The 23,990-nt window shown below is 72.9% G+C and carries 20 protein-coding genes; 16 read left to right on the top strand and 4 right to left on the bottom strand.

Annotated elements, in window-relative coordinates:
* From E5083_RS32080 to E5083_RS28375, 3 genes are all read left to right on the top strand, one after another.
* Positions 1 to 116 (top strand): SDR family oxidoreductase (locus E5083_RS32080; protein WP_135788523.1); only part of this gene is annotated, 116 nt, incomplete at its 5' end.
* Between the two features lie 28 nt (positions 117 to 144).
* Positions 145 to 531 (top strand): ester cyclase, encoded by a 387-nt coding sequence (locus tag E5083_RS28380; RefSeq protein WP_135788522.1) that lies wholly within the window; start codon positions 145 to 147, stop codon positions 529 to 531.
* A gap of 40 nt (positions 532 to 571) precedes the next feature.
* A complete protein-coding gene (locus E5083_RS28375) occupies positions 572 to 1,258 on the top strand; it encodes an SDR family NAD(P)-dependent oxidoreductase (RefSeq protein ID WP_135788521.1) in 687 nt (228 codons plus the stop codon).
* Here the strand turns inward: E5083_RS28375 and E5083_RS31380 are convergent, their stop codons facing one another.
* Entirely contained in the window at positions 1,259 to 1,432 is a 174-nt protein-coding gene (locus tag E5083_RS31380) for a hypothetical protein (protein WP_167513651.1), read from the bottom strand.
* A gap of 35 nt (positions 1,433 to 1,467) precedes the next feature.
* Here E5083_RS31380 and E5083_RS28370 point away from each other — a divergent pair, with 35 nt between their 5' ends.
* Entirely contained in the window at positions 1,468 to 2,148 is a 681-nt protein-coding gene (locus E5083_RS28370) for an SDR family NAD(P)-dependent oxidoreductase (RefSeq protein WP_135788520.1), read from the top strand.
* Positions 2,149 to 2,441: 293 nt separating this feature from the next.
* Here E5083_RS28370 and E5083_RS28365 read toward each other — a convergent pair whose 3' ends face one another.
* Positions 2,442 to 2,945, bottom strand: a complete 504-nt coding sequence (locus tag E5083_RS28365; protein ID WP_135788519.1) for a DinB family protein — start codon at positions 2,943 to 2,945, stop codon at positions 2,442 to 2,444.
* A gap of 189 nt (positions 2,946 to 3,134) precedes the next feature.
* On the opposite strand from E5083_RS28365, the gene E5083_RS28360 reads away from it, so the two are divergent.
* Both E5083_RS28360 and E5083_RS28355 read left to right on the top strand, forming a co-directional pair.
* The gene (locus E5083_RS28360) at positions 3,135 to 5,912 is read left to right on the top strand and encodes a lectin (protein ID WP_425276759.1); all 2,778 of its coding nucleotides are present in this window, start codon (positions 3,135 to 3,137) and stop codon (positions 5,910 to 5,912) included.
* A 162-nt stretch (positions 5,913 to 6,074) separates the two neighbouring features.
* On the top strand, positions 6,075 to 7,748 hold the full coding sequence (locus tag E5083_RS28355; RefSeq protein ID WP_135788518.1) for an eCIS core domain-containing protein: 1,674 nt from the start codon (positions 6,075 to 6,077) through the stop codon (positions 7,746 to 7,748).
* 20 nt (positions 7,749 to 7,768) lie between these two features.
* Here E5083_RS28355 and E5083_RS28350 read toward each other — a convergent pair whose 3' ends face one another.
* A complete protein-coding gene (locus tag E5083_RS28350) occupies positions 7,769 to 9,007 on the bottom strand; it encodes a hypothetical protein (protein WP_135788517.1) in 1,239 nt (412 codons plus the stop codon).
* 263 nt (positions 9,008 to 9,270) lie between these two features.
* Positions 9,271 to 10,620 carry a COG1470 family protein gene (locus tag E5083_RS31550; protein ID WP_244317679.1) on the bottom strand — a complete coding sequence of 450 codons (1,350 nt, stop codon included), beginning with the start codon at positions 10,618 to 10,620 and terminating at the stop codon, positions 9,271 to 9,273.
* Positions 10,621 to 10,837: 217 nt separating this feature from the next.
* Between E5083_RS31550 and E5083_RS28340 the strand changes: the two genes are divergently transcribed.
* From E5083_RS28340 to E5083_RS28300, 10 genes are all read left to right on the top strand, one after another.
* The gene (locus tag E5083_RS28340) at positions 10,838 to 11,545 is read left to right on the top strand and encodes a response regulator transcription factor (RefSeq protein ID WP_135788516.1); all 708 of its coding nucleotides are present in this window, start codon (positions 10,838 to 10,840) and stop codon (positions 11,543 to 11,545) included.
* Between the two features lie 156 nt (positions 11,546 to 11,701).
* The gene (locus tag E5083_RS28335) at positions 11,702 to 14,905 is read left to right on the top strand and encodes a hypothetical protein (protein ID WP_244317678.1); all 3,204 of its coding nucleotides are present in this window, start codon (positions 11,702 to 11,704) and stop codon (positions 14,903 to 14,905) included.
* The gene (locus tag E5083_RS28330; protein ID WP_135788515.1) at positions 14,902 to 15,609 is read left to right on the top strand and encodes a Pvc16 family protein; all 708 of its coding nucleotides are present in this window, start codon (positions 14,902 to 14,904) and stop codon (positions 15,607 to 15,609) included. The genes E5083_RS28335 and E5083_RS28330 overlap by 4 nt, the downstream gene beginning before the upstream one ends.
* Positions 15,606 to 17,651 carry an ATP-binding protein gene (locus tag E5083_RS28325; RefSeq protein WP_135788514.1) on the top strand — a complete coding sequence of 682 codons (2,046 nt, stop codon included), beginning with the start codon at positions 15,606 to 15,608 and terminating at the stop codon, positions 17,649 to 17,651. Before E5083_RS28330 ends, E5083_RS28325 begins: the two co-directional genes overlap by 4 nt.
* 141 nt (positions 17,652 to 17,792) lie before the next feature.
* Positions 17,793 to 19,379: a phage tail sheath family protein gene (locus E5083_RS28320; protein ID WP_135788513.1), complete on the top strand. Its 1,587-nt coding sequence runs from the start codon at positions 17,793 to 17,795 to the stop codon at positions 19,377 to 19,379.
* 48 nt (positions 19,380 to 19,427) lie between these two features.
* Complete coding sequence (locus tag E5083_RS28315) at positions 19,428 to 19,868, top strand: phage tail protein (RefSeq protein WP_030803419.1); 441 nt, start codon at positions 19,428 to 19,430, stop codon at positions 19,866 to 19,868.
* A complete protein-coding gene (locus E5083_RS28310; protein ID WP_031183844.1) occupies positions 19,865 to 20,362 on the top strand; it encodes a zinc-ribbon domain-containing protein in 498 nt (165 codons plus the stop codon). The genes E5083_RS28315 and E5083_RS28310 overlap by 4 nt, the downstream gene beginning before the upstream one ends.
* Positions 20,359 to 20,517 carry a DUF6760 family protein gene (locus tag E5083_RS31370; protein ID WP_167513650.1) on the top strand — a complete coding sequence of 53 codons (159 nt, stop codon included), beginning with the start codon at positions 20,359 to 20,361 and terminating at the stop codon, positions 20,515 to 20,517. The genes E5083_RS28310 and E5083_RS31370 overlap by 4 nt, the downstream gene beginning before the upstream one ends.
* A gap of 1,267 nt (positions 20,518 to 21,784) precedes the next feature.
* Positions 21,785 to 23,479, top strand: coding sequence for a hypothetical protein (locus E5083_RS32075; protein WP_167513649.1), 1,695 nt, complete (start codon positions 21,785 to 21,787; stop codon positions 23,477 to 23,479).
* A 61-nt stretch (positions 23,480 to 23,540) separates the two neighbouring features.
* The gene (locus E5083_RS28300) at positions 23,541 to 23,966 is read left to right on the top strand and encodes a phage tail protein (RefSeq protein ID WP_030809270.1); all 426 of its coding nucleotides are present in this window, start codon (positions 23,541 to 23,543) and stop codon (positions 23,964 to 23,966) included.
* Positions 23,967 to 23,990: the final 24 nt, after the last annotated feature.

The following is a 23,990-nucleotide window of genomic DNA, read 5'->3' as shown; positions in this document are numbered from 1 at the left end:
GCCGGCTCGGGCGGCCGGAGGAGGTCGCCGCCGCCGTGGCCTTCCTCGCCTCGGACCAGAGCAGCTTCGTCACGGGGTCGAGCCTGTACGTCGACGGTGGCCTCAACCAGATCTGAGCCCCCCCCCCCACAGAAAGGCCGGCCGATGTCCGACCTGCGCGCGTTCTACGAGCGCTACCTCAAGGCACTCAACGCCCACGAGTTCGACGGCATGGGCGAGTTCATCGCCGACCGGACCACCCTGAACGGCGAACCGGCCACTCGGGACGACCTTCTCGCCGTACAGCGGCACGACGTGGACGCGGTGCCCGATCTGCACTGGGAACTCCGGGAGTTGCTGTTCGACGGGGACCGCCTGGCCGCCCGTCTCGTCAACACCGGTACGCCAGTCAAGGAGTGGCTCGGCGTGCGGCCCACCGGGGCCTCGTTCGAGATCGTCGAGTACGCGATCTATCAGGTCCGGGACGGACGGTTCGTCCACATGGCCGCACTGCACGATGCCGCCGAGCTGCGGCGGCAGTTGACGGGCTGACGGCAGCCACCCGCGCATCACTCATCACGGAGGTACACCCATGACCATCACACTGATCACCGGCGCCAACAAGGGCATCGGTTTCGAGACGGCCAAGCAGCTTCTTGCCGCGGGCCACACCGTCTACATCGGCGCGCGGGACACCGAGCGCGGCGAGAAGGCCGCGGCAGCCATCGGCGCGCGGTTCGTCCAACTCGACGTGACCGACGACGAATCGGTCAACAGCGCGCTGGAGAAGATCGGTTCGGAGGAGGGGCGGCTCGACGTCCTGGTGCACAACGCGGGCGTCCTGGGGCTCGGCGAGGTGGACGGTCCCAGCGCGCTGCGCGTGTTCGACACCAACGCGGTGGGGATCGTACGCGTCACCGAGGCGGCCCTGCCCCTGCTGCGCCGGTCCGCCGACCCCACTGTGGTCACCGTGTCCAGCAGCGCCGGTTCCTTCTGGGCCGTGAACAACCCCGAGCGGCCCGAGTTCAGCCTGCCGACCCTGCTGTACTCCGCGTCGAAGTCGGCGGCGACCATGCTGACGGTGCAGTACGCCAAGGCTTACCCGGAGATCAAGTTCAACGCGGTCGAGCCCGGCACCACCGCGACCGACATGACGGCGGACTTCGGGATCGGGCGGTCGCCCGAGGAGAGCGCGAAGGTCGTCGTCCGCCTGGCGACGCTGGGCGCGGACGGTCCTACGGGGACGCTGCAGGACGAGGGCGGGGAGCTGCCCTGGTAGTCACCGGGGGAAGAAGCGGTGCATGCCGATGGAAGCGGGTGCCGTCGGTTCGAAGCCGAAGAAGCAGCCGCCGTCCCCGATGACGCGCCCCATCCCGACCGGCCGGCCCTCGGAGAAGACGTGACCGCACAGGAGGAACGCGAAGCCGCCCCGCCGCATCCGCCCGGCCCGCACCGGGCGAAGTCTTTCCAGGAGGCGGGAGGCACGGTGTGGAGATCCGGGGCGCACGCATTCTCGTCGCCGGGGCGACCGGTGACATCGGTTCGGCGCTGGCCGAGCGGCTGGCCGGGCTCGGGGCGGTGACCGCACTCGCTGGGCGGGACTCGGCCCGGCTGGCCCGGGTGCGCGAGCGATGCGGGCCCGGCCCCTCGCGGACCTTCGACGCCTGGGACCTCGACGGCGCCGAGGGCACCGCTGCGTGGGCGGCGCGGGAGCTGGGTGGGCTCGATGCCGTGGTGGTCTGTGTGGGGGTGGCCGCGTTCGGGCCGGTCGGCGAGATCGGGGAAGCGGTCGCGGAGCATGTGATGGCGGTCAACGCGCTCGCCCCCATGGCGATCCTGCGCTCCGCCTCGACCCATGTGTCCTCGGGCGGACTGCTCGCCGCCGTGACGGGCACCGTCGCCCGTTCGGCACCGGCCGGCATGGCGGACTACGCGGCGGCGAAGGCCGCGCTGGCCACCTGGCTGGCGGCTGTCCGCCGGGAGTTGCGGCGATCCGGGGTGGGGGTGCTGGAGATCTGCCTGCCCCACGTCGAGTCCGGTTTCGCCGGACGCGCGGTGACCGGCACCGCTCCGGCCCTGCCACCGGGCATCACGGTGGCGGAGGCCGTCGACACGATCGTGGAGGGCATGCGCGCGGGACGCGTGAGGTCGGAGCGAGGTACGTCGTGACCGCGGAAACATCCGATCACGTGGAGGACGTCACGCCCCTGCCCCCGCGCCCCCTCTCGCGCGTCCTGTTCCGGCAATGGTGGCGAACTGGTCTTCCTGCGCTGGGCCGCCGACCCCGACGCGCGGGCGGCGTTCGGGCTGCCGTACCGCTGGGCCCGTATCCGCGCCCGCCACACCGCCGCCGGGATCTCCTACGACAGCCTCCGGCGCGACGGTTCCGGAGCGGGCGCCCGCGTCCGGGCCGAAGTCTCCGCCGTGCCGTTGGCCGGTACGGTCGCACGGCGTTGCTGGCGTCACCGGCCGATCGAGCCGTCGATCTGCTCGCGCAGGATGTCCGCGTGACCCGCGTGCCGGGCTGTCTCCTCGATCATGTGCACCAGCACCCAGCGCATCGACGGCGGCGGGGTCTCGCGCAGTGAGCGGGCGCCGGGGCGGTCCAGGTCGGTGCAGGCGAGGACGACTTCGTTGGCCTGGGCGATCGCCGCGCGGTAGGCGTCCGCCACGTCCGACGCGGTGTCGTCGGCGGACACCGTGCCCTCGTCGTCCCAGCGGTCGCGGTCGGCGCCGGTGTAGGCCCAGACGAACCAGTTGAGTTCGACGGCGGTCAGGTGCTTGAGCAGTTGGAGCAGGCTGGTCCCGGAAGGGACGCCGGGCGTGCGGACCGCCGGCTCCGGAACGCCGGCCGCCTTCGCGACGACGGACTCGCGCAGGTAGTCCAGGAAGGTCAGCAGGGTGGTCTTCTCGTCGGCGTTCAGACCGGGGGGCCGAAGGTCGGGGCGGGGCGCCGTAGTTGTCATGACGGAACCGTAGGGGATGGATTCTCCGTGAAGGCACCCCGACCTCATCCGCGCCACCCTTACCCACAGCATTGACGTGAGCACGACCCGCCACTACGTTGCCACAGCGCTGAGACAACGTTGTCACCACGCCAGGGAGGTTCCCGGTTCCGCCTCGCTCTCCCCCACTCCCACAGGAGGCACAGAACAATGTCCTGGATTTCGTTAGCCAGACCCCGGCGTGCGCGTCGGGGCTACGCGGCGGCTGCCGCCGTCGCAGGGGCCGCGCTGGTCGGTGCGTACGCGCTGCCCGCTTCGGCGGTGCCCGCGCGGGTCGCTGATTTCGTGGCTCATCCGGCCGATCTGGTCAACCCGTTCATCGGAACGTCCAACGACGCCAATGACTTCCCGGGCGCCGACGTGCCGTTCGGCATGGTGCAGTGGAGTCCGGACACCTCGTCGCGGCCACCGGGCGGCGGGTACGAGTACAAGGACTCCTCGATCACCGGGTTCAGCCTCACGCACATCGCCGGGCCGGGCTGCGGGGCGGCGGGGGACGTGCCGGTGCTGCCGACGGTCGGTGCCGTCAACAACTCGGCGACCGACTCCTTCTCGCACGCCAACGAGTCCGCCACGGCAGGCTCGTACAAGGTCGCGCTGGACAACAAGGTGACCACCGAGCTGGCCACCACCACGCGGAGCGGGATGGCGCGGTTCACCTTCCCCGCCACCACCCAGGCCAACTTGCTCTTCAAGCTGAACGGCAGCCAGAACGGCGCCAGTTCGACCCAGTTCAACGTGGTGTCCAGCACCGAGGTCAGCGGGCAGGTCACGAGCGGCCGGTTCTGCGGGGCCGGGAACAGCTACACCGTCTACTTCGACATGGTCTTCGACCGGCCCTTCGCCACCAGCGGCAGCTCGCTCGCGCCGTCGAAGGCGGCGCCGAGCACCGAGCGGGCCGGGAAGAACGCGGCGGACAAGCCCAACCACCCCCGCCTGCACGGCACCGCGCCCAAGGCCGTCAAGGACGGCGCGACCCCCAAGGCCGCCGCGTCCAACGCCCACGTCACCTTCGACACCAGCTCCAGTCAGGTCGTCCAGGCCAAGGTGGGCGTCTCCTACGTCTCGATCGCCAACGCGAGCGCCAACCGCGCGGCGGAGAACCCCAACTGGAACTTCGACGCCGTCCGCACCTCGGCGCACGACGCCTGGGACTCGGCACTGGGCAAGGTGCTGATCGGCGGCGGGACCTCGGACCAGCAGAAGATCTTCTACACCGCGCTCTACCACTCGTTGCTGCACCCGAACGTCATCAGCGACACCAACGGCCAGTACTTCGGCTTCGACGGCAAAACGCACCAGGTGGACTCCGGTCACCGGGCCGCGTACGCCAACTACTCCGGCTGGGACATCTACCGCTCCCAGGCCCAGTTGGAGGCGCTGGTCAGTCCCCAAGTGGCGTCCGACACCGCCCAGTCGATGGTCGACGACTACCAGCAGACCGGGATCTTCCCCAAGTGGTCGGAGAACAACGGCGAGTCCTATGTCATGGTCGGTGACCCGGCCGCCGCGATCATCGCCGACTACTACGCATTCGGCGCGCGGAACTTCGACACCTCGGCGGCCCTCGCGGGTCTGCTGAAGCAGGCCAGCACCGCCAACAACGACCGTCCTGGCCTCAATTACCTCGACAATCCGGGCTACGAGCCGCACGACGGCAGCTACGGATGCTGCAACTTCTACGGTCCCGTCGCCACCACCCTGGAGTACAACACCGCCGACTTCGCCCTCTCCGCCTTCGCCGGCGCCCTGGGCGACAGCGGGAGCCAGAAGACGTACGCGCACCGGGCGCAGGACTGGCGCAACGTGCTCAACCCCGCCTCCGGCTTCGTCCAGCCGCGCAACCTCAACGGCACATGGACCGGCGGGTTCGACCCGACCAGCGGGACGGACATGGTGGAGGCCGACTCCTGGATCTACACCGGCATGGTGCCGTTCAACGTGGCCGGGCTCGCCACCGCCAAGGGCGGCAACAAGGTGATGGGCGACTACCTCGACACCGTGCTGCGCAGCTACACCGGCGCCAACGGCTACGCCTGGGTGGGCAACGAGCCGAGCATCGAACTCCCGTGGGAGTACGACTACATCGGCATGCCGTACAAAACCCAGGCGACGGTGCGGGCGGTCCAGGACCAGATCTGGTCCAACTCCCCCGCAGGGTTGGCCGACGGCAACGACGACCTGGGCGCGATGAGTGCCTGGTACGTCTGGTCGGCGCTCGGCATGTTCCCGATGACGCCGGGCACGGCCGATCTCGCCCTCGGTTCCCCGCTGTTCCCGCAGGCCCAGGTCACCCTCCCCTCGGGCAAGACGCTCACCGTCAACGGCTCCGGCGCGGCGGACAACGCCCCCTACGTCCAGTCCGCGACCTTCAACGGCTCGGCGTGGAACAACGCCTACGCCCCGACGTCCGCGCTCACGTCGGGCGGCACCCTCGGCTTCACCCTGGGCACCACCGCCAACACCGCCTGGGCGAGCGGGGCTTCCGCCGCTCCCCCGTCCTACCCCGGTGACACCTCCGCCCCGGCCAAGCCCCGGGTCGGTCCGGTGAAGTCCGGTGTCAGTTCCTCGCTCTGCGTGGACGACGCCAACTCCGGTACCGCGGACCACACGGCGATCCAGCTCTGGACCTGCAACGGTACGTACGCCCAGGACTGGACGGTCGCCTCGGACGGCACCCTGCGCACGCTCGGCAAGTGCCTCGACGTGACCAACAGCGGGACGACCAACGGCACTCTCGTCCAGCTCTACGCGTGCAACGGCACCGGCGCGCAGAAGTGGACGGCCGGCTCGGACGGTTCACTGAAGAACGCGGGCTCCGGTCTGTGCCTGGACGATCCCAACTCCGCCACGGCGGAGGGCACCCGGCTGCAGATCTACGGCTGCAACGGGTCGGCTGCCCAGAAGTGGACCCTTCCGGCGGCCTGAGCACCTGAGTGTGGTCCCGTCCTCGGGCGGGGCCACACTCGGCCGGCCCCGAAGCGCGGTGGGGTCCCGTTCGGGCACCCGCGATGCCCGCACAGTGCCTCGCTCGCCCTGGCGCCCCACGCGAGCGGTCCGCACCATGGAGGTACTGAGGAAAGGTGCGAGATGGCGACACACCAGCGGCGGAACCGGCAGGACGCCGGGAACGAGGCGGCGGAGGACCGGAGTTCGGCTTCCGGGGGCCGGGCGGAGGCCGTGCGGCCCGCCGGGCCCGGCCGGGCGGTGAGTCCGGCCGGTGTCGCGGCGCTCCAGCGGTCCGCCGGGAACGCCGCCGCCGCGGCCGCCGTGCAGCGGTCCTCGGTCAACCGGGTGCTGCGCGGGCCCGGACGGCCGCTGGACGCCTCGGTGCGCGGGGAGATGGAGGCGCGGTTCGGGACCGGGTTCGGGGATGTGCGGGTGCACAGCGGGCCGGACGCGGAGCGGTCGGCGACCGAGATCGGCGCCCGTGCGTACACCGCGGGCAGTCATGTCGTACTGGGGCGCGGGGGCGGGGACAAGCACACGCTGGCGCACGAGTTGACGCATGTGGTGCAGCAGCGGCAGGGGCCGGTGTCCGGGACCGACTCGGGGCACGGGTTCGCTCTCTCTGATCCCGGTGACCGTTTCGAGCGGGCGGCGGAGGCCAACGCGCACCGGGTGATGTCCGGGCCGGTGCCGGACGGCGGGGGCGCCTCCGAGCCGGTGCAGCGGGCCGTCGGCGCGGACCCCGGCATGGTGCAGCGGGCCCTGACCATGGACCTGGAGAACGCGCAGGTCTCGCATTACGTACCCACCAAGAAGGGGGCGGGGGCCGCGCAGAACCTGCGGATCGAGCGTCCGCGCCAGGTGAGCGGCCCGGTCAACAAGACCGGTACCAAGGGCAGGGCCGCCGCGCCCAACCCGGTCGCGGTGCGCAAGCTCCAGCAGGCGTACAAGGGGCAGGCGGCCGGCCACAAGTGGAAGGTGCCCAGCGAGGCGGACGTGTGGCGGGACCTGTTCGGCGGCGCCGGGTACGACCGCGGGCACGTCATGGGTCTGGAGGTCGGCGGTGTGGACGACCCCCGGAACATCGTCCCGCAGTGGTCCCTCAACCAGGGCACCGGCATGTGGCGGCGCATGGAGCAGGCGCTCGCGGACATCGACTCGGGCACGGTGCGCTTCGTGGTGCACTACGCCTCGGCGAACGGCAACCACCGTGCGGTGATGGTGCCGACCCGGATCGACGTCTACCACGACGGAGCGCCGTACAAGCAGTGGAACAACGAGCCGGACACCAATGACCTGATCAGGTCCGGCGCCGACCCGAGCGACCTGTTCTTCTTCTACGAGAAGGCCATGGACGACCTCGACCGCCGCGCCGGCGAGACCCTGACGTACGCGGAGATGGACGACTTCGTGCTGCTCGCGCTCGGCGCCGACCGGGCCGACATGCTGTCGCACAACGACTACCACGACGCGCGCGCCCAGGGCGGGACGCCGGCCGCGGACGCCGCCGAGCAGCACGCGGCGGGCATGTCGAAGTCCGTCATCCCCGCCGACCGCCGCAAGAAGCAGCTCGAACGGTATGTGGCGGCGGGGCTGGTGACCCAGCACGGTACGGGCGACAAGGCCACCTACACGCTGCACGACGCGCCGGGCCCGTCGCCGGACAGCGACTCCAGCTCTTCCAGCAGTTCGGACGTGGACATGTCCGAGGGGTCCCAGTCGCCGGGGCAGCCGTTCATGACCATGACCTTCGACTCGCAGAGCAGCGGGGACGAGTACCAGGGGTCCGACGACCAGATGTCGACCTCCCCCTGAGCCGGCCGCCCGGCACCCGCTCAGGCGGCGCCCGGAGAGCCCGAACGGGGTGATTCGCGGGCGGACTGGGAGCGGGTGTTGGGCGGGGTGCGGGTGTCCCGGAAGCGCAGGTCGCGGCCGTGGCGGCGGAAGAGGTCGCTGACGAACTCGTCGAGCGCGCGGATCTCGTCCTCGCGCGAGTGGATGTCGGCGAGGGCGGCGCGCTGCTCCTGGTCGATCCCGCGCTGCCGGTCGCGCCACGCCTGGTCGGACGGCGCCTCGGGCAGGCCCTCGAACTCCTGCTGGGTGCGGACCTGGAAGGTCTCCACCGGCTCGAGGATCACCGGGCCGCCCGAGGGGTCCTCGCGGGAGCGGTAGACGACGAAGGCCAGCCCGTCCACGCGGCCCTCGGCGATCGACGTGCGCAGCTCGGGCCACTCCAGGGTGCTGAGGACGCTGGAGCCCACGGTGCCGTCGAGGGCGTGGGCGGTGACGGTGCCGGTGAGGGCCTGGACGTAGGTGGTCGACAGGCGCTTCCACAGCGCGGCCAGGGCGTCGGAGGCGCTCCAGGTCGGCAGCCCGAACAGGAGGCCGTCGAAGATGCGGCCCTGCACGGACGCCTCCAGCACCACACCGTGACCCACGCTCGCGTCCTCGGTGGGGATGGCCGAGTTCATCTTGGACCAGAGGTGCCCGTGTTCCGTCGAGCCGGCCGCGACCCGGTCGAGCGCCCCCTGGAAGCCCTCCTTGCCCTGCTGCCGGACGAACCAGGCGTACTGGACCCGGTGGCCCTGGACGCGCGGATCGTGGAAGCCCTCGATGATCCGGTCGATGGCGGCTCCGTCCACGTCGGTGGGCCGTCCGGCCGTCATGTCGGCTTCGATGTTGTCGAGGAAGGCGTCGAGGCCGGACATGAAGCCGGGCACGTTCTTCAACACCTCGATCCGGCCGACGCGCTGGAGGAGTTCGGCCTTGTCCTGGGCGAACTTGATCTTCCGCCGGTCGACGGCGGTCATCGAGTGCGCGGACTCCTGGGAGCTCTCGGTCTCCTGCGAGTCCCCGGACTTCTGCGAGGTGCGCGACGGGGGCCGCGAGGACTCGGGTGAGCGCTGGACGACGTCCTCGGAGCGGGCGTCCGCCACCAGCCGGGACACCGCCGCGTTGCCCGCCGACCGCTGGAGGGCCAGCAGCGGAGGGGTCGCAGCGCCGCCCGGTCGCGTGCGGTCGGCGCCGGGACCATACGTTCCGTCCCGGTCCGTCCCGTGTCTGTGTGTGCGCACCGCGCTCCCTCACCCCGCGTCGAGCGGAACCGGATCATGACGGTGATCCCGCTCCGGTGCTTAGAGGAGATCAAGCCAAGTTTGATTCATAGTCAATGACGCCTACACGCGGTTACCGAGAGAAATTCAGGCAAGACACCCGAACATAGTTGCGTAATACGGTCATATGCTCGGCAGAGCCGGGGGTCCGTTTTCCGGACGCCCGGCCCTGTCGCGGCTTTGCATCACGGCGCGTCTCGATGAGCATGTGCGGGACGCCCAAGTCACCTGATGTCGCTGAGCACTCCGCTGACGTTGAGCACCTCATGGCACTGCTGGGCCCGCCTGCCGGTGGCGGGGGTGCCCGGCTTGGCACAGGTGACCTGGGCGGTGACCGTGTCGTTCGCGGCGATCCTGATGGGGGTGACCCAGTGATAGTCCTGGTTGCGGAAGGTCTCCAGCGCGATCGTCGTGATCTTCCGGTCACCGAAGTTGATGGTCAGCACCCCCTCGTCGCCCTGGAAGTTGGCCACGACGATGTCGGTGACCTGGAAGACCTTGTCCGCGGGGACCGTGTAGGTGCCGGTCTTGTCCGAGCCGCCGCCCGTCTGCACGTCGATGGTGGCCGAGCTCTGGCCGCCGCCTCCGGCCGCGCCGCCACCGCCGCCGTTGCCGGTTCCGGTGCCCGTACCGTCGCCGCCGCCCGTGCCCGGCTGACTGCCCGCGCCGCCACTGCCGGTGCCGGGCCGCCCGCCGTCGGCTCCCGTGCCCTGGCCGGCCTGCTCGCTGCCGCCGGGGGTGGGCCGCTGCTGGACCACCTCGTCGGCCGCCTCCTTGGCCGCGCTGCGCACGGCGGGCCGTACCAGGGTGAACCAGGCGAGGAGCAGGGCGATCAGCGCGGCCAGTACCGCGAGCAGCCACTTGGGGAAGACGGGGATCTGGACGAACTCGGCGTCCAGCGGGGTACGGATGGTGTCGGCGGGCTCCGGCAGAGCCGCGTCCGGTGCCGCCGTCTCGGCGACGGTGACCGTGAACGGCCAGATGACGGGGGCGCCGAACCACACCGGCTTGCCGATCCGGGCCCGCAGCCCCACTTCCGCCGACTCGCCGGGCTCCAGCGTCTGTTCGGCGGGCTTGAGGGTGAAACGCAGTTCCTCGCCGGGCTGGGCGGGCGTGAAGCCCAGCGTCACCGGGGTGTTGCCCTCGTTGCGCAGCGCCAGCCGGTAACGGCCGCGCAGCCAGCCCCGGCGGCGGCGCGGGGCGATCTCGGCGCGCAGCTCCCGGAACTCCTCGACCCGTACGGTCGATTCGGGCACCCGTACCGCCTCGGGGTGCTCGGTGGGCAGCACGCGGACGGCGAGCGGCACCTCACCGGCGCGGACCTCGGGGGACCTCGGGGGTTCGAGCCGGATGGTCACCGTCTCGGAGGTGCCCGGGTACAGGGACACGCGCGCGGGCTCCACCGTGGCCCAGGCCGCGCAGTCGCCGACCACCTCGAGGCCGTATGCCTCGACGATGTCGCTGTCGTTGCGGACGGTCAGGGTGGTGGTGGCGAGCCCGCCGGGCGTCACCGACACCGCGGGGATGTCGGAACCGGGCGCGCCGGGGCTGGGGGTGGATGCTGGAGACGTCACCCGGTGACCGTATGACGCGGCCCCTTCCCTTCGGAGAGACGCGAGGGCAAGCCCGCGGGCAGCGCTCGTGCCCCGGACAGCGCTCCCCTACTCCCTTTCGGATAGCACCAGTTGACCTTCGAAGACCGTGCGCGGGCCGACTTCCGCCGCTCGGTCCCGCACGTTGCTCCACCGGCGCGCCGCACCACCCCCACACGTTCGATGGAAATCAGGACTCATGACCACGAGCTGCCCTCAGGCCAACCATCCCGCTCCCGCCGCCCACACCGCACCCTGGACCACCTCGGCCAGGCGCCCCGAGCGGGTCTCTGTCACCGTCTATGCCCCCGATCCCGTCCTCTACGTCGGCATCGTGCACCAGTTGCGCCAGCGCCCCGAGATCGAGTTCGTGGAGGCCGGGGCGGCCGAGAGCGCCCAGGTCTCCCTGATCACCGTGGACACGGTGGACGACGAGACATCGGCCCTGCTCAACCGGCTGCGCCACAACTCCGCGACCCGGACCGGCCTGGTGGTCGGTACCTTCGAGTCGGGTGACGCTCTCCAGCGCGCCATAGACAACGGGGTCGCCGCGGTGCTCCGCCGCGCCGAGGCCGACCAGGACCGGCTGCTGCGGCTGGTCCTCGCCATAGCCAACGGCGAGGGCATGCTGCCCGGCGATCTGCTCGCCAAACTCCTCACCCACGTCGGCAGCATGCAGCGCTCCTCCCCGCTGGACCCGCGGGCGGCCTCGCTGTCCACGCTGGCGCCGCGGGAGACGGAGATGCTGCGGCTGGTGGCGGAGGGCCTGGACACCGGGGAGATCGCCCGGAAGACCTCGTACTCCGAGCGGACCGTGAAGAACGTGCTGCACGAGGTGATCACCCGGCTGCAGCTCCGCAACCGGGCCCACGCGGTCGGCTACGCCCTGCGCAACGGCCTGATCTGACAGGTGTCTTGACCACCGGCTGTCGGCACACTGCCCGAAAGCCCCTTTGCCGCTTCCCCCGGGAGCGTCCCGTCGGCCCTGCCGCACCAGGGACGGCGACGCCCAGGATGGCGGACGGTTGTGCGAAAGCTGAAGTGCGGACGGTGAGGTGGGCCCGTGACGGGCACGGACAAGGCCGGCGGGTGGCGGTACCCGCTGGAGCGGATCGGCCTGGCGTTGTTGCTGCTGGTCCCCCTGTTGGCGGTGACGGCGGCCGCCGGTCCCGGTACGGCGAAGGCCCGCCCCCGAGCCGGTGACGCGGGGGTGACCCGGATCGCCTTCGCGGGTACCCGGCACCGCAGCCTGGGCCGGGTGGCGACGACGAAGTCGAGCACCCCGCTGTTCGGGGAGGGCGCGACCCACTACGACGTGGAACCCTCGGCGCTGGGCGAGCAGTTGGTGTTCGCCAGCCGCCGGGACGAGCGGAATCCGCAGGTCTACCTCCGGGCCGCCGACGGCTCCGTGGCCAAGCTGACCAGCGGCCGGGACGCGGCGCACCCGCGGCTGACGCCGGACGGCCGGTCGGTGGTCTTCGACTCCGCCGAGCCCGGCGGCCCCGGAGGGGCGACCCAGCGCGACCTGTGGCTGGTGCGCACCGACGGCACGGGCCTGACCCGGCTGACGAACACCCCGGCCGACGAGGAGTGCCCGACGGTGTCGCCGGACGGCGGGCGGCTCGCGTACTCCAGTGACGCCGATCCCCTGGTCGGCCAGCAGATCTACGTCCGTCCGCTCGGCGGCGGCACCGCGAACCGGGTCACCGATCCGGCGAACGGCACGGCGAGCGAACCGGCGTGGAACCCGCTGGACACCGCCGAGAAGCGCGACATCGTCGCCTACACGGCCACCAGCGCCGACGGCCCCAAGCTCCGCTATGTCTACGCGAGTTCGGGCGACGGGGGCCCGCTGCTGGGGGCCACGGAGGCAGGCTGGCGTACCCATGGGGCAGCCTGGTTGCCCGACGGGAACCAGGTGCTGTTCCTCAGCCCGGACCGCGACTGCACGTGCGAGGGCGACTTCGACCACGTCTTCAGGACGGTCGTGCACTCCGACGACGACGGCAACCGGTCGCTCGTGCTGACCGAGGACCGCGAGGTCGGCACGGTCACCTGGCTCGGGCCGGTGGACGGCGGCGGGGCCGTGGTGGACCGCACCACCGCCGCCGGACCGCACGTGGTGACCCTCCAGGACGCCCGCGCGGACGGCTCGGACCCGCGCGACCTGGGTCTGACGATCCTGAACGAGGACCCGGCCGCCGACACCAACACCGACCCGGCGAAGGACCCGCTGTTCCAGCCCGCCGCCGGGTCGGACCCGTGGACGGAGCGGCAGAACTACACTCCGGACGGGCGGCAGATCGTGCTGACCCGGTTCGAGGACTCCGAGGCCGGACGCATCGAGCGGATCTGGCTGGCCGACGCCGACGGCTCCAACGCCCGGCCCCTGCCCCTGGCCGGGCGCGGCGCGACGGACTGGGACACCGACCCGACCTTCTCCCCCGACGGCAAGTCCCTTGCCTTCCGGCGCACTTCGCCCGGCGGTACCGGCGATGCGGCCGGTCCGAGCCGGGTGCTCATCGCCGACGTGGCGACCGGCGCGCTGCGGGGCACGATCACCCCGCCGGCCGGGCAGGCGCAGGGCACCGACGCCCAGCCGACCTGGTCCTCCGACGGCACCCGGCTCGCCTTCACCCGTACGCAGGTCATCAACGGCGGCAACGGCAACAAGCACATCTGGACCGTCCCGGTCGACCATCTCGACCAGCAGCGCGACCTCAGCGCCGCCAACTGCCCCGGTGCCTGTGACGTCATCGACGACAGCCCAGCCTTCTCGCCCGACGGGCAGACCATCGCGTTCAACCGCAAGGCCGGTGGCGGTCGCGTCGACCAGCAGGGCGGGCTGCTGCTCACCTCGGTGTCGGGCGACGACTGCCGGGTGCTGCTGCCCGCCGCCGGCCGTGGTCTGCCGGGTGCCTGCGGCCGGGAGCTGCCGGACGCCTCGGCGACGGGTCCGTTCCAGCCGCGTGACGCCGCCTGGACGGCCGACGGCACCGGTCTGGTGTTCAGCTCGCGTGCCCAGCTCGCGGCGAACAGCCCGGAGAAGCTGAGCCGGGTGGACGTGGAGTCGGGTGCCCTGACCCCGCTCACCACCGGGCTGGGGGGCCGTCAGAAGGAGCCCTCGGTCCAGCAGTCCGTGGACCTGGCCGTACAGGCTCCGGACACGTCGGGGCAGGTGGTCGTCGGCCGTACTGGCACCGTCCGGGTCGACGTGGTGAACCAGGGTCCGGCGGCCTCGCCCGGCACCCGGTTCACCGTGGCGCCGCCCCTCGGGGCGACCGTCACCGGGCTGGCCGCGCCCGGCCGGAGCTGCGACGTGGACGGGCTCACCTGCGACCTCGGTGTGGTGCCGCCCGGCACCACCGTCCCGGTGACCGTCACCGTCACCGGGGTCACGCCCGGCGACCAGCCCGTGGACTGGTCGGTGACCGGCGCGGTGATCGACCCCGACCCGAGCGACAACACCGACCGCACGGTGGTCCCGGTGCGCGAGGCGCCCGCGCCGCCCGACCCGACACCGACGCCGAGCCCGACCCCGCCCACCCCGACGCCGCCCACGACACCCCCGGTACCGCCCGCGCCCCCGGCGCCGCCGGTTCCGGAACCCCCGGCGCCGAAGGCCGGGCCGGGTGTGACGGTCACCGCGAACCCGAACCCCGGCTATGTCGGCGGCCGTGTGGTCGTCACGTACACCGTCCGCAACGGCCGCAACGCGCTGGCCACCGGGCTCCGGCTGCGCATCGGGCTGCCCGCCAACGTGCCGAACAACGGGCGCCCGCCCGGCTGTGACGCCAACTGGCTGTGCGCGCTGCCCGATCTGGCGCCCGGCGCCCGCAGCACCCTGCAGGTCGTGCTCAGCCCGAAGAAGGCGCTGACCGCCCAGGTCACCGCCACCCTGACCACCACCGGCACGGACGCCGACCGGAGCGACAACTCCGCCCGGCAGCGGCTGCGTATCCTCCAGCCCAAGATCGTCGCCGTGCCGCCGATCGGCAAGCCCGGCTTCGTGACCTCGGTGCGCGGCAAGGACTTCCCGCCGGGCGTGCCGGTCCGGTTCCGCTGGAAGCCCGGCATCACGGCCGCCGCAGCGCCGACGGTGCCGCTGCCGGACGGCACGTTCATCGGGCAGCTCCTGATCCTGGCCAAGGACCAGACGGGTCCGCGCACCATCACCGCGAGCGGTCCCGGTTTCTCGCCGGTGAAGACGGACTTCCTGGTCGTCAACGGCAGCGTGCAGCCCCCGGACGAGGTGACCCGCCGGTGATCCACGAGGTCGACGAGGCCCTGCGGGGCCTGCTGGAGGAGTCCGGTCTTGCCGCGTCGGGCGTCGAGGTGGTCTTCGACGCGCCGACCAGCGACTGGGCGGCCCGGCGCAGCGCGCCCACGGTGTGCGCGTTCCTGTACGACATCCGCGAGGACAACTCGCGGCGCAACAGCAGCGCGGGCGAGATCTACGACGAGGACGGCTTCGTCGTCGCCCGCCGCTCGCCCGCCCGCTGGTTCGAGCTGACGTACCTGGTCACCGCGTGGGCGAGCCGCCCGCAGGACGAGCACCGGCTGCTCTCCCAGGTGCTGTCCACCCTGGCGTCCACGGACACCCTGGCCCCGCATCTGCTGACCGGCACGCTCGCCGAACTGGGCCTGATCGTGGGCCTGGACGCGGGCGGCACCGGCCTGGACGCCCCGGCCGCGTCCGACGTGTGGTCCGCGCTCGGCGGCGAGCTGAAGCCGTCGCTCGGGGTACGGGTACGCGCCCCGCTGGCCGGCATCGAGCGGGTCGCCGCGCCTCCGGTCACCGAGGGCCTGGTCGTCCGGTCGGTGCCCCATTCCCAGCCGGACGAGCCGGAGTCCACGCGCCGGCTGCGCTACACGGAGATCGACGACCCCGGCGGGGAGGGCTTCGGCGGGTCCCGCGAGCGGCGCCCCGCGCCCGCCCGGCGCCGCAGGAGGGGTGACCGCCAGCCATGACGCACACCGTGGAACCGGAGCTGTGGCGGCGGCTGCACACCGTGGAGGAGCGGGTACGGAAGGCGGTCGCCGCGCGGCGGGCCGTCGACCCCGACCCGGACGACCCCTACCGGGGCCAGTACCTCACCCCCGAGGCGGCCCAGCGCGTCCTCGACACACGGGGTGAACCGTCCGCCGCCGAGCCCGAGCGGTCGGCGGAGGACTCGCCCCTCGGCCGCCTGGCACGGGACTTCGGCCTCTCCCCCGTCGACGTGGACCTGCTGCTGGTGGCCCTGGCCCCGGACGTGGACGCCCGCTTCGAGCAGCTCTACGGCTATCTGAACGACGACCTCACCCGGCGCCGGCCCACCGTCGGGCTGGCCCTCGAACTGTGCGGGCACACCGGGCTCTCCCCGGCCCGCTTCCGCCTCTCCCCCGGCGCACCGCTCCTCGCGGGCGGTCTTCTGGAGGTCCAGGAACCAGAACGGCCGCCGCTGTCGCGGGTGTTGACGGTGCCCGACCGGGTGACCGCGCATCTGCTGGGCGACACCGCGCCCGACGCCCGCCTGGGCGCCGTGCTCGGCGAGCACACCGCCGACCCGGCGGCCGACCCCGCGCTGGTCCGGCGGGCCGCCGCCGGGGTCCGGAGCGGCACCGGGCATGTGCACCTGCGGGCAGTCGGCGGTGCCCCCGAGGGCCTGGCCGACGCGGCCCTGCGGGAGGCGGGCCGCGTCCCGTTGGTCCTGGACGCGGTGGCCCTCGCCCGGCACGCCCGTGACCTGCCCGTACTGGCCGCCGCGGCCGCCCGCGAGGCCCGGCTGACCGGCGCCGGCGTGGTGCTCGGCCCGCTGGACGACCTCCCCGACAAGCCCTCCGAACGGACCCATGTGCTGCGCACGGTGTGCGCGGCGCTGTCCGGCATCCCGCTGTTCACCTACGGCGCGCAGGTCTGGGACCCGGCGTGGGCCGTCCGTACGCCCGTCTCCTTCACCGTGAGTACCTCCTCGCCCGAACAGCAGGCCGTGCGGTGGCGGTTCGCGCTGGAGGCGGCCGGGGCCCCGGACGGCTCGGGCGGTGAGGACCTGGCGCGTGCCGTGGCCGCGCACCGGCTCGACTCGGGCCAGCTCCGGCGCGCGGCCGACGCCGCGGTGCGCACGGCCGCGCTCGCCGGGCGCCCGGTGGACGCCGAGGACGTACGGGCCGCCGTGCGGGCGCAGAACGGCGCGGGGCTCGCCCGGCTGGCGCGCCGGGTGGAGCCCGCCGTCGGCTGGGACGACCTGGTACTGCCGCCGAGGACCCTGCGGGGGCTGCGCGAACTCGCGGTGCGTGCCCGCCACCGCGACCAGGTCCTCGGCCAGTGGGGCATGCGGCCCGGCGGTGGCCGGGGGCGGGGCGTGATCGCGCTGTTCGCCGGGGAGTCCGGCACCGGCAAGACGATGTCCGCCGAGGTGGTCGCCACCGACCTGGGCATGGACCTGTACGTGGTCGACCTGTCGACCGTGGTGGACAAGTACATCGGCGAGACCGAGAAGAACCTGGAGCGGATCTTCACCGAGGCGTCGGCGGTCAACGCGGTGCTGCTGTTCGACGAGGCCGACGCGATCTTCGGCAAGCGCTCCGAGGTGAAGGACGCCCGCGACCGGCACGCCAACATCGAGTCGGCGTACCTGCTCCAGCGGATGGAGTCCTTCGACGGCATCGCCGTGCTGACCACGAACCTCCGGGCCAACCTGGACGAGGCGTTCACCCGGCGGCTCGACGTGGTGGCCGACTTCCCGATGCCCGACGCGGCGCAGCGGCTCGCGCTGTGGGAGCGGTGCCTGGGCGACCGGCTGCCCCGCGCCGCCGACGTCGACCTGAAGTTCTGCGCGGACCGCTTCGAGCTGGCGGGCGGCTCGATCCGGTCGTGTGCGGTGACGGCCGCGTATCTCGCGGCGGATTCGGGGAATGAGCTGACGATGCGGCAGGTCGTGGAGTCGGTCGCGCAGGAGTACCGCAAGCTCGGCCGGCTGGTGCTGGCCGCCGAGTTCGGTCCCTGGCTCGCGCAGGTCACGGCCGCCTGACCCTGCACGCGCGGTGCGGCGTGCCCGCCCGCGCGGGCAGCCGGGCTGCCCCCGCGCAGGGCCCGTTGTCCCCTGCCTCCGGGCACGGCCTACGGAAAGGGTGGAGGAGACCCGGACCGCAGGACCCGTGAAGGAGCGAGCATGCCGACGTACCTCACCCCAGGTGTTTACGTGGAGGAGGTGCAGTCCGGTGCTCGCCCGATCGAGGGTGTGGGCACCGCGGTCGCCGCGTTCGTCGGCTTCGCCGAGGACGGCCCGTTCCACGAGCCCACGCTGGTGACGAGCTGGGACCAGTACAGCCGGATCTTCGGCGGTTTCGTGCAGGGCGCGTACCTGCCGCACTCCGTCTACGGCTACTTCGCCAACGGCGGCGGCTCCGCCTACGTCGTGCGCATCGGCGGCTCCGCCTACGTCGTGCGCATCGGCGGCTCCGCCGAGGACTCCTCCGCCCCGGCCGGGAACGGTGACGGCGCGCGGCGCGAGCAGGCGGCGCTCGCCGTCGAGGTGGGCGGCTTCCAGATCGCGGCCAAGCCCGGCGTGACCGGCGTCTCCATCGAGATCGCCGACCCGGAGGGCGAGAACCCCCCGGAGGACCGCTTCCGCGTCCTGGTCCGCCAGGGCGAGCAGGTGGCCGAGACCTACGACGCCTCGACCCGCCGCAACGTCAAGGGCTACCTGCCGACCCAGGCCCGCAACTCGAAGCTGATCGAGGTGACCGAGCAGCGCGGCGGGAACCAGACCCGGCCGGCCGCGCAGACGATCGCCGTCCCGGACGCCCCGGCCGCGCCCGCGCCTTCGACCTCCGGCCAGGTGGCCCGGCTGGACCCGGCCGAGTACGTCGGTGACGCCGACGCGCGCACCGGCTTCGCCGGCCTGGAGAGCGTGGACGAGATCACCATGGTCGCCGTCCCCGACCTGATGAGCGCCTACCAGCGCGGTGACATCGACGCCGAGGGCCTGCGCACGGTGCAGCTCGCCGTCATCTCGCACTGCGAGCAGATGGGCGACCGCGTCGCCGTTCTGGACGCCCCTCCCGGTCTGTCCGCGCAGCAGGTGCGCAACTGGCGCAACGACGAGGCGGGTTACGACTCCCGCTACGCCACCCTGTACTACCCCTGGGTCCGGGTGCTGGACCCGGCCGCCGGACGCAACATCACCGTCCCGCCGAGCGGGCACGTCGCCGGCCTGTGGGCCCGCAGCGACACCGAGCGCGGGGTGCACAAGGCGCCCGCGAACGAGGTGATCCGCGGCGCGGTCGACCTGGAGCTGCGGCTGAGCAAGGGCGAGCAGGACCTGCTCAACCCGATCGGCGTGAACTGCATCCGTACCTTCCCCGGCCGGGGTGTGCGGGTCTGGGGTGCGCGCACCCTCTCCTCCGACCCGGCGTGGCGCTACCTGAACGTGCGCCGGCTCTTCAACTACCTGGAGGAGTCGATCCTGCTCGGCACCCAGTGGGTGGTGTTCGAGCCGAACGACGACCGGCTCTGGTCGAGCATCCGGCGCAACGTCAGCGCCTTCCTCACCGAGGAGTGGCGCCGGGGTGCGCTGTTCGGGCGGACGGCGGCCGAGGCGTTCTACGTCAAGTGCGACCGGGACAACAACCCGCAGGAGTCCATCGACCAGGGACGCGTGGTCTGCGAGATCGGCGTCTCGCCGGTCAAGCCGGCCGAGTTCGTGGTGTTCCGGCTGGCGCAGTTCTCCGACAGCACCAGCCTCGTCGACGAGTGACGTCCGTCGCTTCCGGCACTTACCCACCCAGAAAGGTGACAGACAGTCATGGCTGAGGGCGATGCTCTTTCCACCCATATCTTCGGCGTCCAGCTCGGCGGCTACCTGGTCGAATCCATCCAGGAGATCAGCGGCCTGAGCGTCGAGGAGGAGGTCGTCGAGGTCCGGCAGGTCAGCTCCGAGGGCAAGCAGATCATCCGCAAGCAGCCGGGCGCCCGCCAGGCCGGCGAGATCACGATCACCCGCGGACTCGACCAGAGCAGCGAGTTCACCTCCTGGATCAAGGAGACGCTGAACAACGGCGCGGTGGACACGGCGCGGCAGAACCTCACCATCGAGATCAAGGACTCCACCGGTGAGACCGTGCGGCGCATCCAGCTCATGCAGGGCTGGGCGTCCAAGTGGGAGGGCCCGTCCCTCAAGGCGGGCGAGTCGTCGGCCGCCACCGAGTCCGTGACCATCGTGTTCGAGGAGATCATCGTCGAATGAGGCGCCGTACGGTGACCGCGGGCAACCTGGACGAGATCCTCCAGGCGACGGCTCCCGCGAAGGACGAGGCGGAGGCGGTGTCCAAGCCGTTCACGCCCGCGGCGCCGCCGCGCCAGGAACCCGCGCTGCGCACGGAGTTCGAGTTCGAGCTGCCGCGCGGGTACGTCGACGAGGCGGGCACCGTGCACCGGCACGGGTCGATGCGGCTGGCCACGGCCCGCGACGAGCTGCGCCCGCAGATCGACCTGCGGGTCAAGGAGAACCCCGCGTACCTCAGTGTCGTGCTGCTCAGCCAGGTGATCACCCGGATCGGCACGGTCACCGATGTGCACGCGGGGATCGTGGAGCGGATGTACGCGACCGACGTCGCGTTCCTCCAGGACTTCTACCGGCGCGTCAACAGCGAAGGCCACACGCGTGCGGCGGTCACCTGCCCGCACTGCGAGGGCGGCTTCGAGGTCGACCTCTCGGGTGGGCGCCTGGGGGAATCGTGACGTACGCGCCTTCCCGGCTGCGGGAGGAGATCGCGTACGTCGCCTACCACTTCCACTGGAGCCGCGAGGAGATCCTCGACCTCACCCATGCCGAGCGCCGGGAGTGGGTCACCGAGATCGCCCGTATCAACTCCCGCGTGAACGAAGGCGGTTGACCGCATGGGATGGCGAGACAGGGTGCGTCGGCCCCGGCCGCCCGCCGCCGAGAACGTCGGCAGCGCCGGCTCCGCTTCGGTGGAGCGGGCGCCTGCCGGCTTCGGCGTGCCCGAGGGCTGGGACGGCGGCTGGCGTGCCGCTGCCACGCCCGAACTGACGGTTTCCCGCGCCCCGTTGGCGGTCAGTGACGGGCTCGGCTTCCGTGCGGGGCTGGCCGCCTGGCGCGACCCGTCCTTCGACACGGGGCTCGCGCACGGGGTGCTGCCTTCGGCACCGGCGGGTCTGGTGCGGGGGGTCGCCCGGCCCGCCTCGGGGTCCGGGGAGACGTTCAGTGGCGGTGGGCCGTTGCTGTTGCGTGCGGTGCGGCGGGAGGACGCGGAGGAGGTCGCGCCTGCCGGTGGGGAGCGGGTGGAGAGGGTTGTGGCCGGCCGGGCCCGGCAAGCGGCCGAGGCCGGGCGTGCCGGTGCGCCTGCGGTGCAGCGGCGTGGGGCTGCCGAGTCGGTCGGGGAGCAGCGCGGGCTTACGTCCACGTCGTCTCCTGCGGTGCTCGACGGGGGCGCGTCGGAGCCTGCGGTGCAGCGGGCGGCGGGCGCACCGGCTCCGGCCACGCGGGCGCTTCCTGTGGTGCGGCGCGTTGCGGTGGTGGGCCCTCGTGCGGGTGGGGCGGGGCCGGTTGTCGCGCCGACGCCCACCGGGGGGCGTGCCGAGAGCGGTCCGGCTTCGGCCGGTACATCCGGTACATCCGGTACGGAGAGCGGGCGTACCGTCGCTCCCTCCGTGCGTCCGCTTCCTGTGGGCCGCTCGCTGGTCGTCGCTCGGCGGCCGGTCGGTCCCGTGCGGCGGGTGGCTGCTGTGCCGACCGTTGCTCCCAGGGTGGCCGCGCCTGAGCCTCAGGTGCAGGCCGGCCAGGTTGCTCAGGCCGAGCAGGCCACGGTTCAGCGGCGCGAGGGGAGCCGTCCGCCACTGGGTGAGCCGATGACCCAACTCCCGCCTACCGCCGTGCCGGTGAAGCAGGGGGCTGTGGAGGGGAACCCCCCTCCGGGGCCTGTGCTTCCCGTGGTGCAGAGCCGGGCCGAGCCGACGGCTGCCGAGCCCGTCCAGCGGCGGGTCGAGCCGCAGGCTCCCCGTACCCGGACGGGTCTGGGGGCACCGCTGTCGGAGCTGCCTCCGACGGCCGACGTGCCCGGAACCGGGCAGCGGTCCGGGCGGGCGCCGGTGCAGCGGGCGGCTGCGCCGACGCCTCAACAACCCTCGCAGAAGCCCCTGTTGGGCGGACCTGAGGGTGCCGGCGAGTCGACGTCCGACGCCGTCGTCCAGCGCCGCGCGACCACGGACTCCGCCCCGGCCGGCGTCCCCGCCGACTCGGCGCCCCTGACCGTGGCCCGCCCGAGCGCCCCCGCGCAGGAGATGCCCGGCACCGCTGCCAAGGACACCCCCGCACGCCAGACGCTGGCAGCCGAGGATGCTCGTCCTACGGCACAGCGCGCCCCGGCCACGCCCCGCACCCCCGAGCGCCCGACCCTGGGCGCCCCGGAGCGGCAGAGTCCCGTCTCCCCGGCCACGCCCCCCGGCGGCCGGAGCCCGGCACGTCCGGCCACGGCCCCCGACCGCCCCGCCCCCGGCGTAGGCCAGGACGCGGTGCCCCTGACCCCGGCGCGTCCAGGGACGTCGGCCCCGCAGGTGTCCGGCACCAACCAGGCTTCCGTGCCGCTGTCTTCGGCCCGCCCGAGCCCGCCCGGCAACGCGTCCGGCAACGCATCCGGCACCGGCCAGGGCTCGGTCCCCCTGACCCCGGCCCGCCCGGTCACGCCCACCGTCCAGACGTCCCGTACCGACCAGCGCCCGTCACGCCCCGGCACCCCGCCCCACCCCGCACCCGGTACCGCCCACTCCCCCGCAGCCTCGGCCCCGGCCCAGCCCGGCATGCCCACCCTCCGGGGGGCCGGCGCACCCGGCACCCCGGAGACGTCGGCACCCCGTACCCCTGGCAGCACGTCGTCTTCGGCACCCCGTACCCCAGGTAGCACGTCGGCTTCGGCACCCCGCACCCCAGGGAGCACGTCGGCTTCGGCACCCGATACCCCCGGCGCCACCCCGACTTCGGCACGTACAGCGGGCGCCACCCCAACTTCGGCCCCCCGTACACCGGGCACCTCGTCGGCCCCGGCACGCACCCCCGCACGCCCCGCCCCCGGCACCACCCCCCTGGTCGTAGCCCGGTCCGTCACCCTCACCGGTCAGCCCACCCCCGCCACCACCAAGCCCTCCCCCACCCTGAACCTCCTCCCCGCCCGCCCCCTCACCCTCAGCACCGAGGGGGCACCCCCCATCGCCGCGCCCGCCCAGCGACAGAGCGCCGAACGTCCAGTAGTGGCCGCCCGTTGGGCACGCGAGACGGCCGGAGCGCAACCGTCGGCCCCGGTCCAGCGCGCGCCCCGGTCCCCGGTCGCCCCCTCCTCCAGCGCCCGCCCCACCCCGTTGGCCGCGACCCCCACCGCCCCCGCGCCACGCCCGCTCCCCGTCACGGCACCCCAACCCCCCGCCGTACAACCCTTCCTGGTGAACTCCCCCGCCCGCGAAGCCACCCCGCCGGCCTCCGCTCCCGAGGTCCGCCCCACGCCCAGCTCCGCGCCCCCGCTGGTCCGCCCCGCGCAGATCCAGCGCGACGCAGCCCCCAGCGCCCCGACCCCCACAGCCCCGGTGGTCCACCACCAGATCCAGCGGGACAAGGGCGGCACCACCACCCCGCCCGCCCAGGGCAATCCGGCCCCCCCGGCCCCGACCGCCACCTCGAAGCAGCAGGGCAAGAACTCCACCCGAGCCAAACCCGCCGCCCCCGAGTCCTCCCCCGACCTCGACGACCTGGCCCGCCGCCTGCTGGACCCCGTCTCCCGTCTCCTGCGCAACGAGCTGCGCCGGGGCCGCGACCGCACGGGCCGTCCCTTCGACGGCCGCCGTTGAGACACCCGCGCCCAAGACCCCCCGCCACCCCCGAACGCCCCACGGACGGAACCCGAGCAGCATGACCGACAACATCTTCGCCACGAGCGTGTTCTTCCGGCTCAACATCGGCGGGAACGACCTCGGCGCGTTCCACACGTGTTCCGGCATGGGGGCGCAGGTCGAGATGGAGACGTACGCGGAGGGCGGGAACAACGGGTTCACCTGGCAGTTGCCGGGCCGGGTGACCTGGTCGAACATCACGCTGACCCGGCCGGTGACGGCGGACACGGCGAAGATCGGCCGGTGGCTGGACGAGACGCTGCGCCGGGTCGAACCGAAGGACGGCGAGATCGTGGCGCTGCGCCCCGACCTGAGCCGGATCATCGGCTGGCAGGTGTACGGGATCGTGCCGGTGCGCTGGCAGGGCCCGTCGTTCGACCCGGCCAGTTCGCAGGCGGCGGTGGAGACGCTGGAGATCGCGCACGAGGGGCTGGTCCCTTCCTGACCGCCCGCTCACCCCGCGAACTCC

Origin of the sequence: Streptomyces bauhiniae, from assembly GCF_004784475.1 — a bacterium.
Classification (GTDB): Bacteria; Actinomycetota; Actinomycetes; order Streptomycetales; family Streptomycetaceae; genus Streptomyces; species Streptomyces seoulensis.
The sequence above is the reverse complement of the archived record's forward strand: the minus strand, read 5'-3'. Positions and strand labels throughout refer to the sequence as shown.

Bases quoted from the DNA above. Each gene is read 5' to 3' on its own strand.
- E5083_RS28380 (WP_135788522.1), top strand. From the start codon at position 145: ATGTCCGACCTGCGCGCGTTCTACGAGCGCTACCTCAAGGCACTCAAC.
- E5083_RS28375 (WP_135788521.1), top strand. From the start codon at position 572: ATGACCATCACACTGATCACCGGCGCCAACAAGGGCATCGGTTTCGAG.
- E5083_RS28365 (WP_135788519.1), bottom strand. From the start codon at position 2,945: ATGACAACTACGGCGCCCCGCCCCGACCTTCGGCCCCCCGGTCTGAAC.
- E5083_RS28360 (WP_425276759.1), top strand. From the start codon at position 3,135: ATGTCCTGGATTTCGTTAGCCAGACCCCGGCGTGCGCGTCGGGGCTAC.
- E5083_RS28355 (WP_135788518.1), top strand. From the start codon at position 6,075: ATGGCGACACACCAGCGGCGGAACCGGCAGGACGCCGGGAACGAGGCG.
- E5083_RS28340 (WP_135788516.1), top strand. From the start codon at position 10,838: ATGACCACGAGCTGCCCTCAGGCCAACCATCCCGCTCCCGCCGCCCAC.
- E5083_RS28325 (WP_135788514.1), top strand. From the start codon at position 15,606: ATGACGCACACCGTGGAACCGGAGCTGTGGCGGCGGCTGCACACCGTG.
- E5083_RS28320 (WP_135788513.1), top strand. From the start codon at position 17,793: ATGCCGACGTACCTCACCCCAGGTGTTTACGTGGAGGAGGTGCAGTCC.
- E5083_RS28315 (WP_030803419.1), top strand. From the start codon at position 19,428: ATGGCTGAGGGCGATGCTCTTTCCACCCATATCTTCGGCGTCCAGCTC.
- E5083_RS28310 (WP_031183844.1), top strand. From the start codon at position 19,865: ATGAGGCGCCGTACGGTGACCGCGGGCAACCTGGACGAGATCCTCCAG.
- E5083_RS28300 (WP_030809270.1), top strand. From the start codon at position 23,541: ATGACCGACAACATCTTCGCCACGAGCGTGTTCTTCCGGCTCAACATC.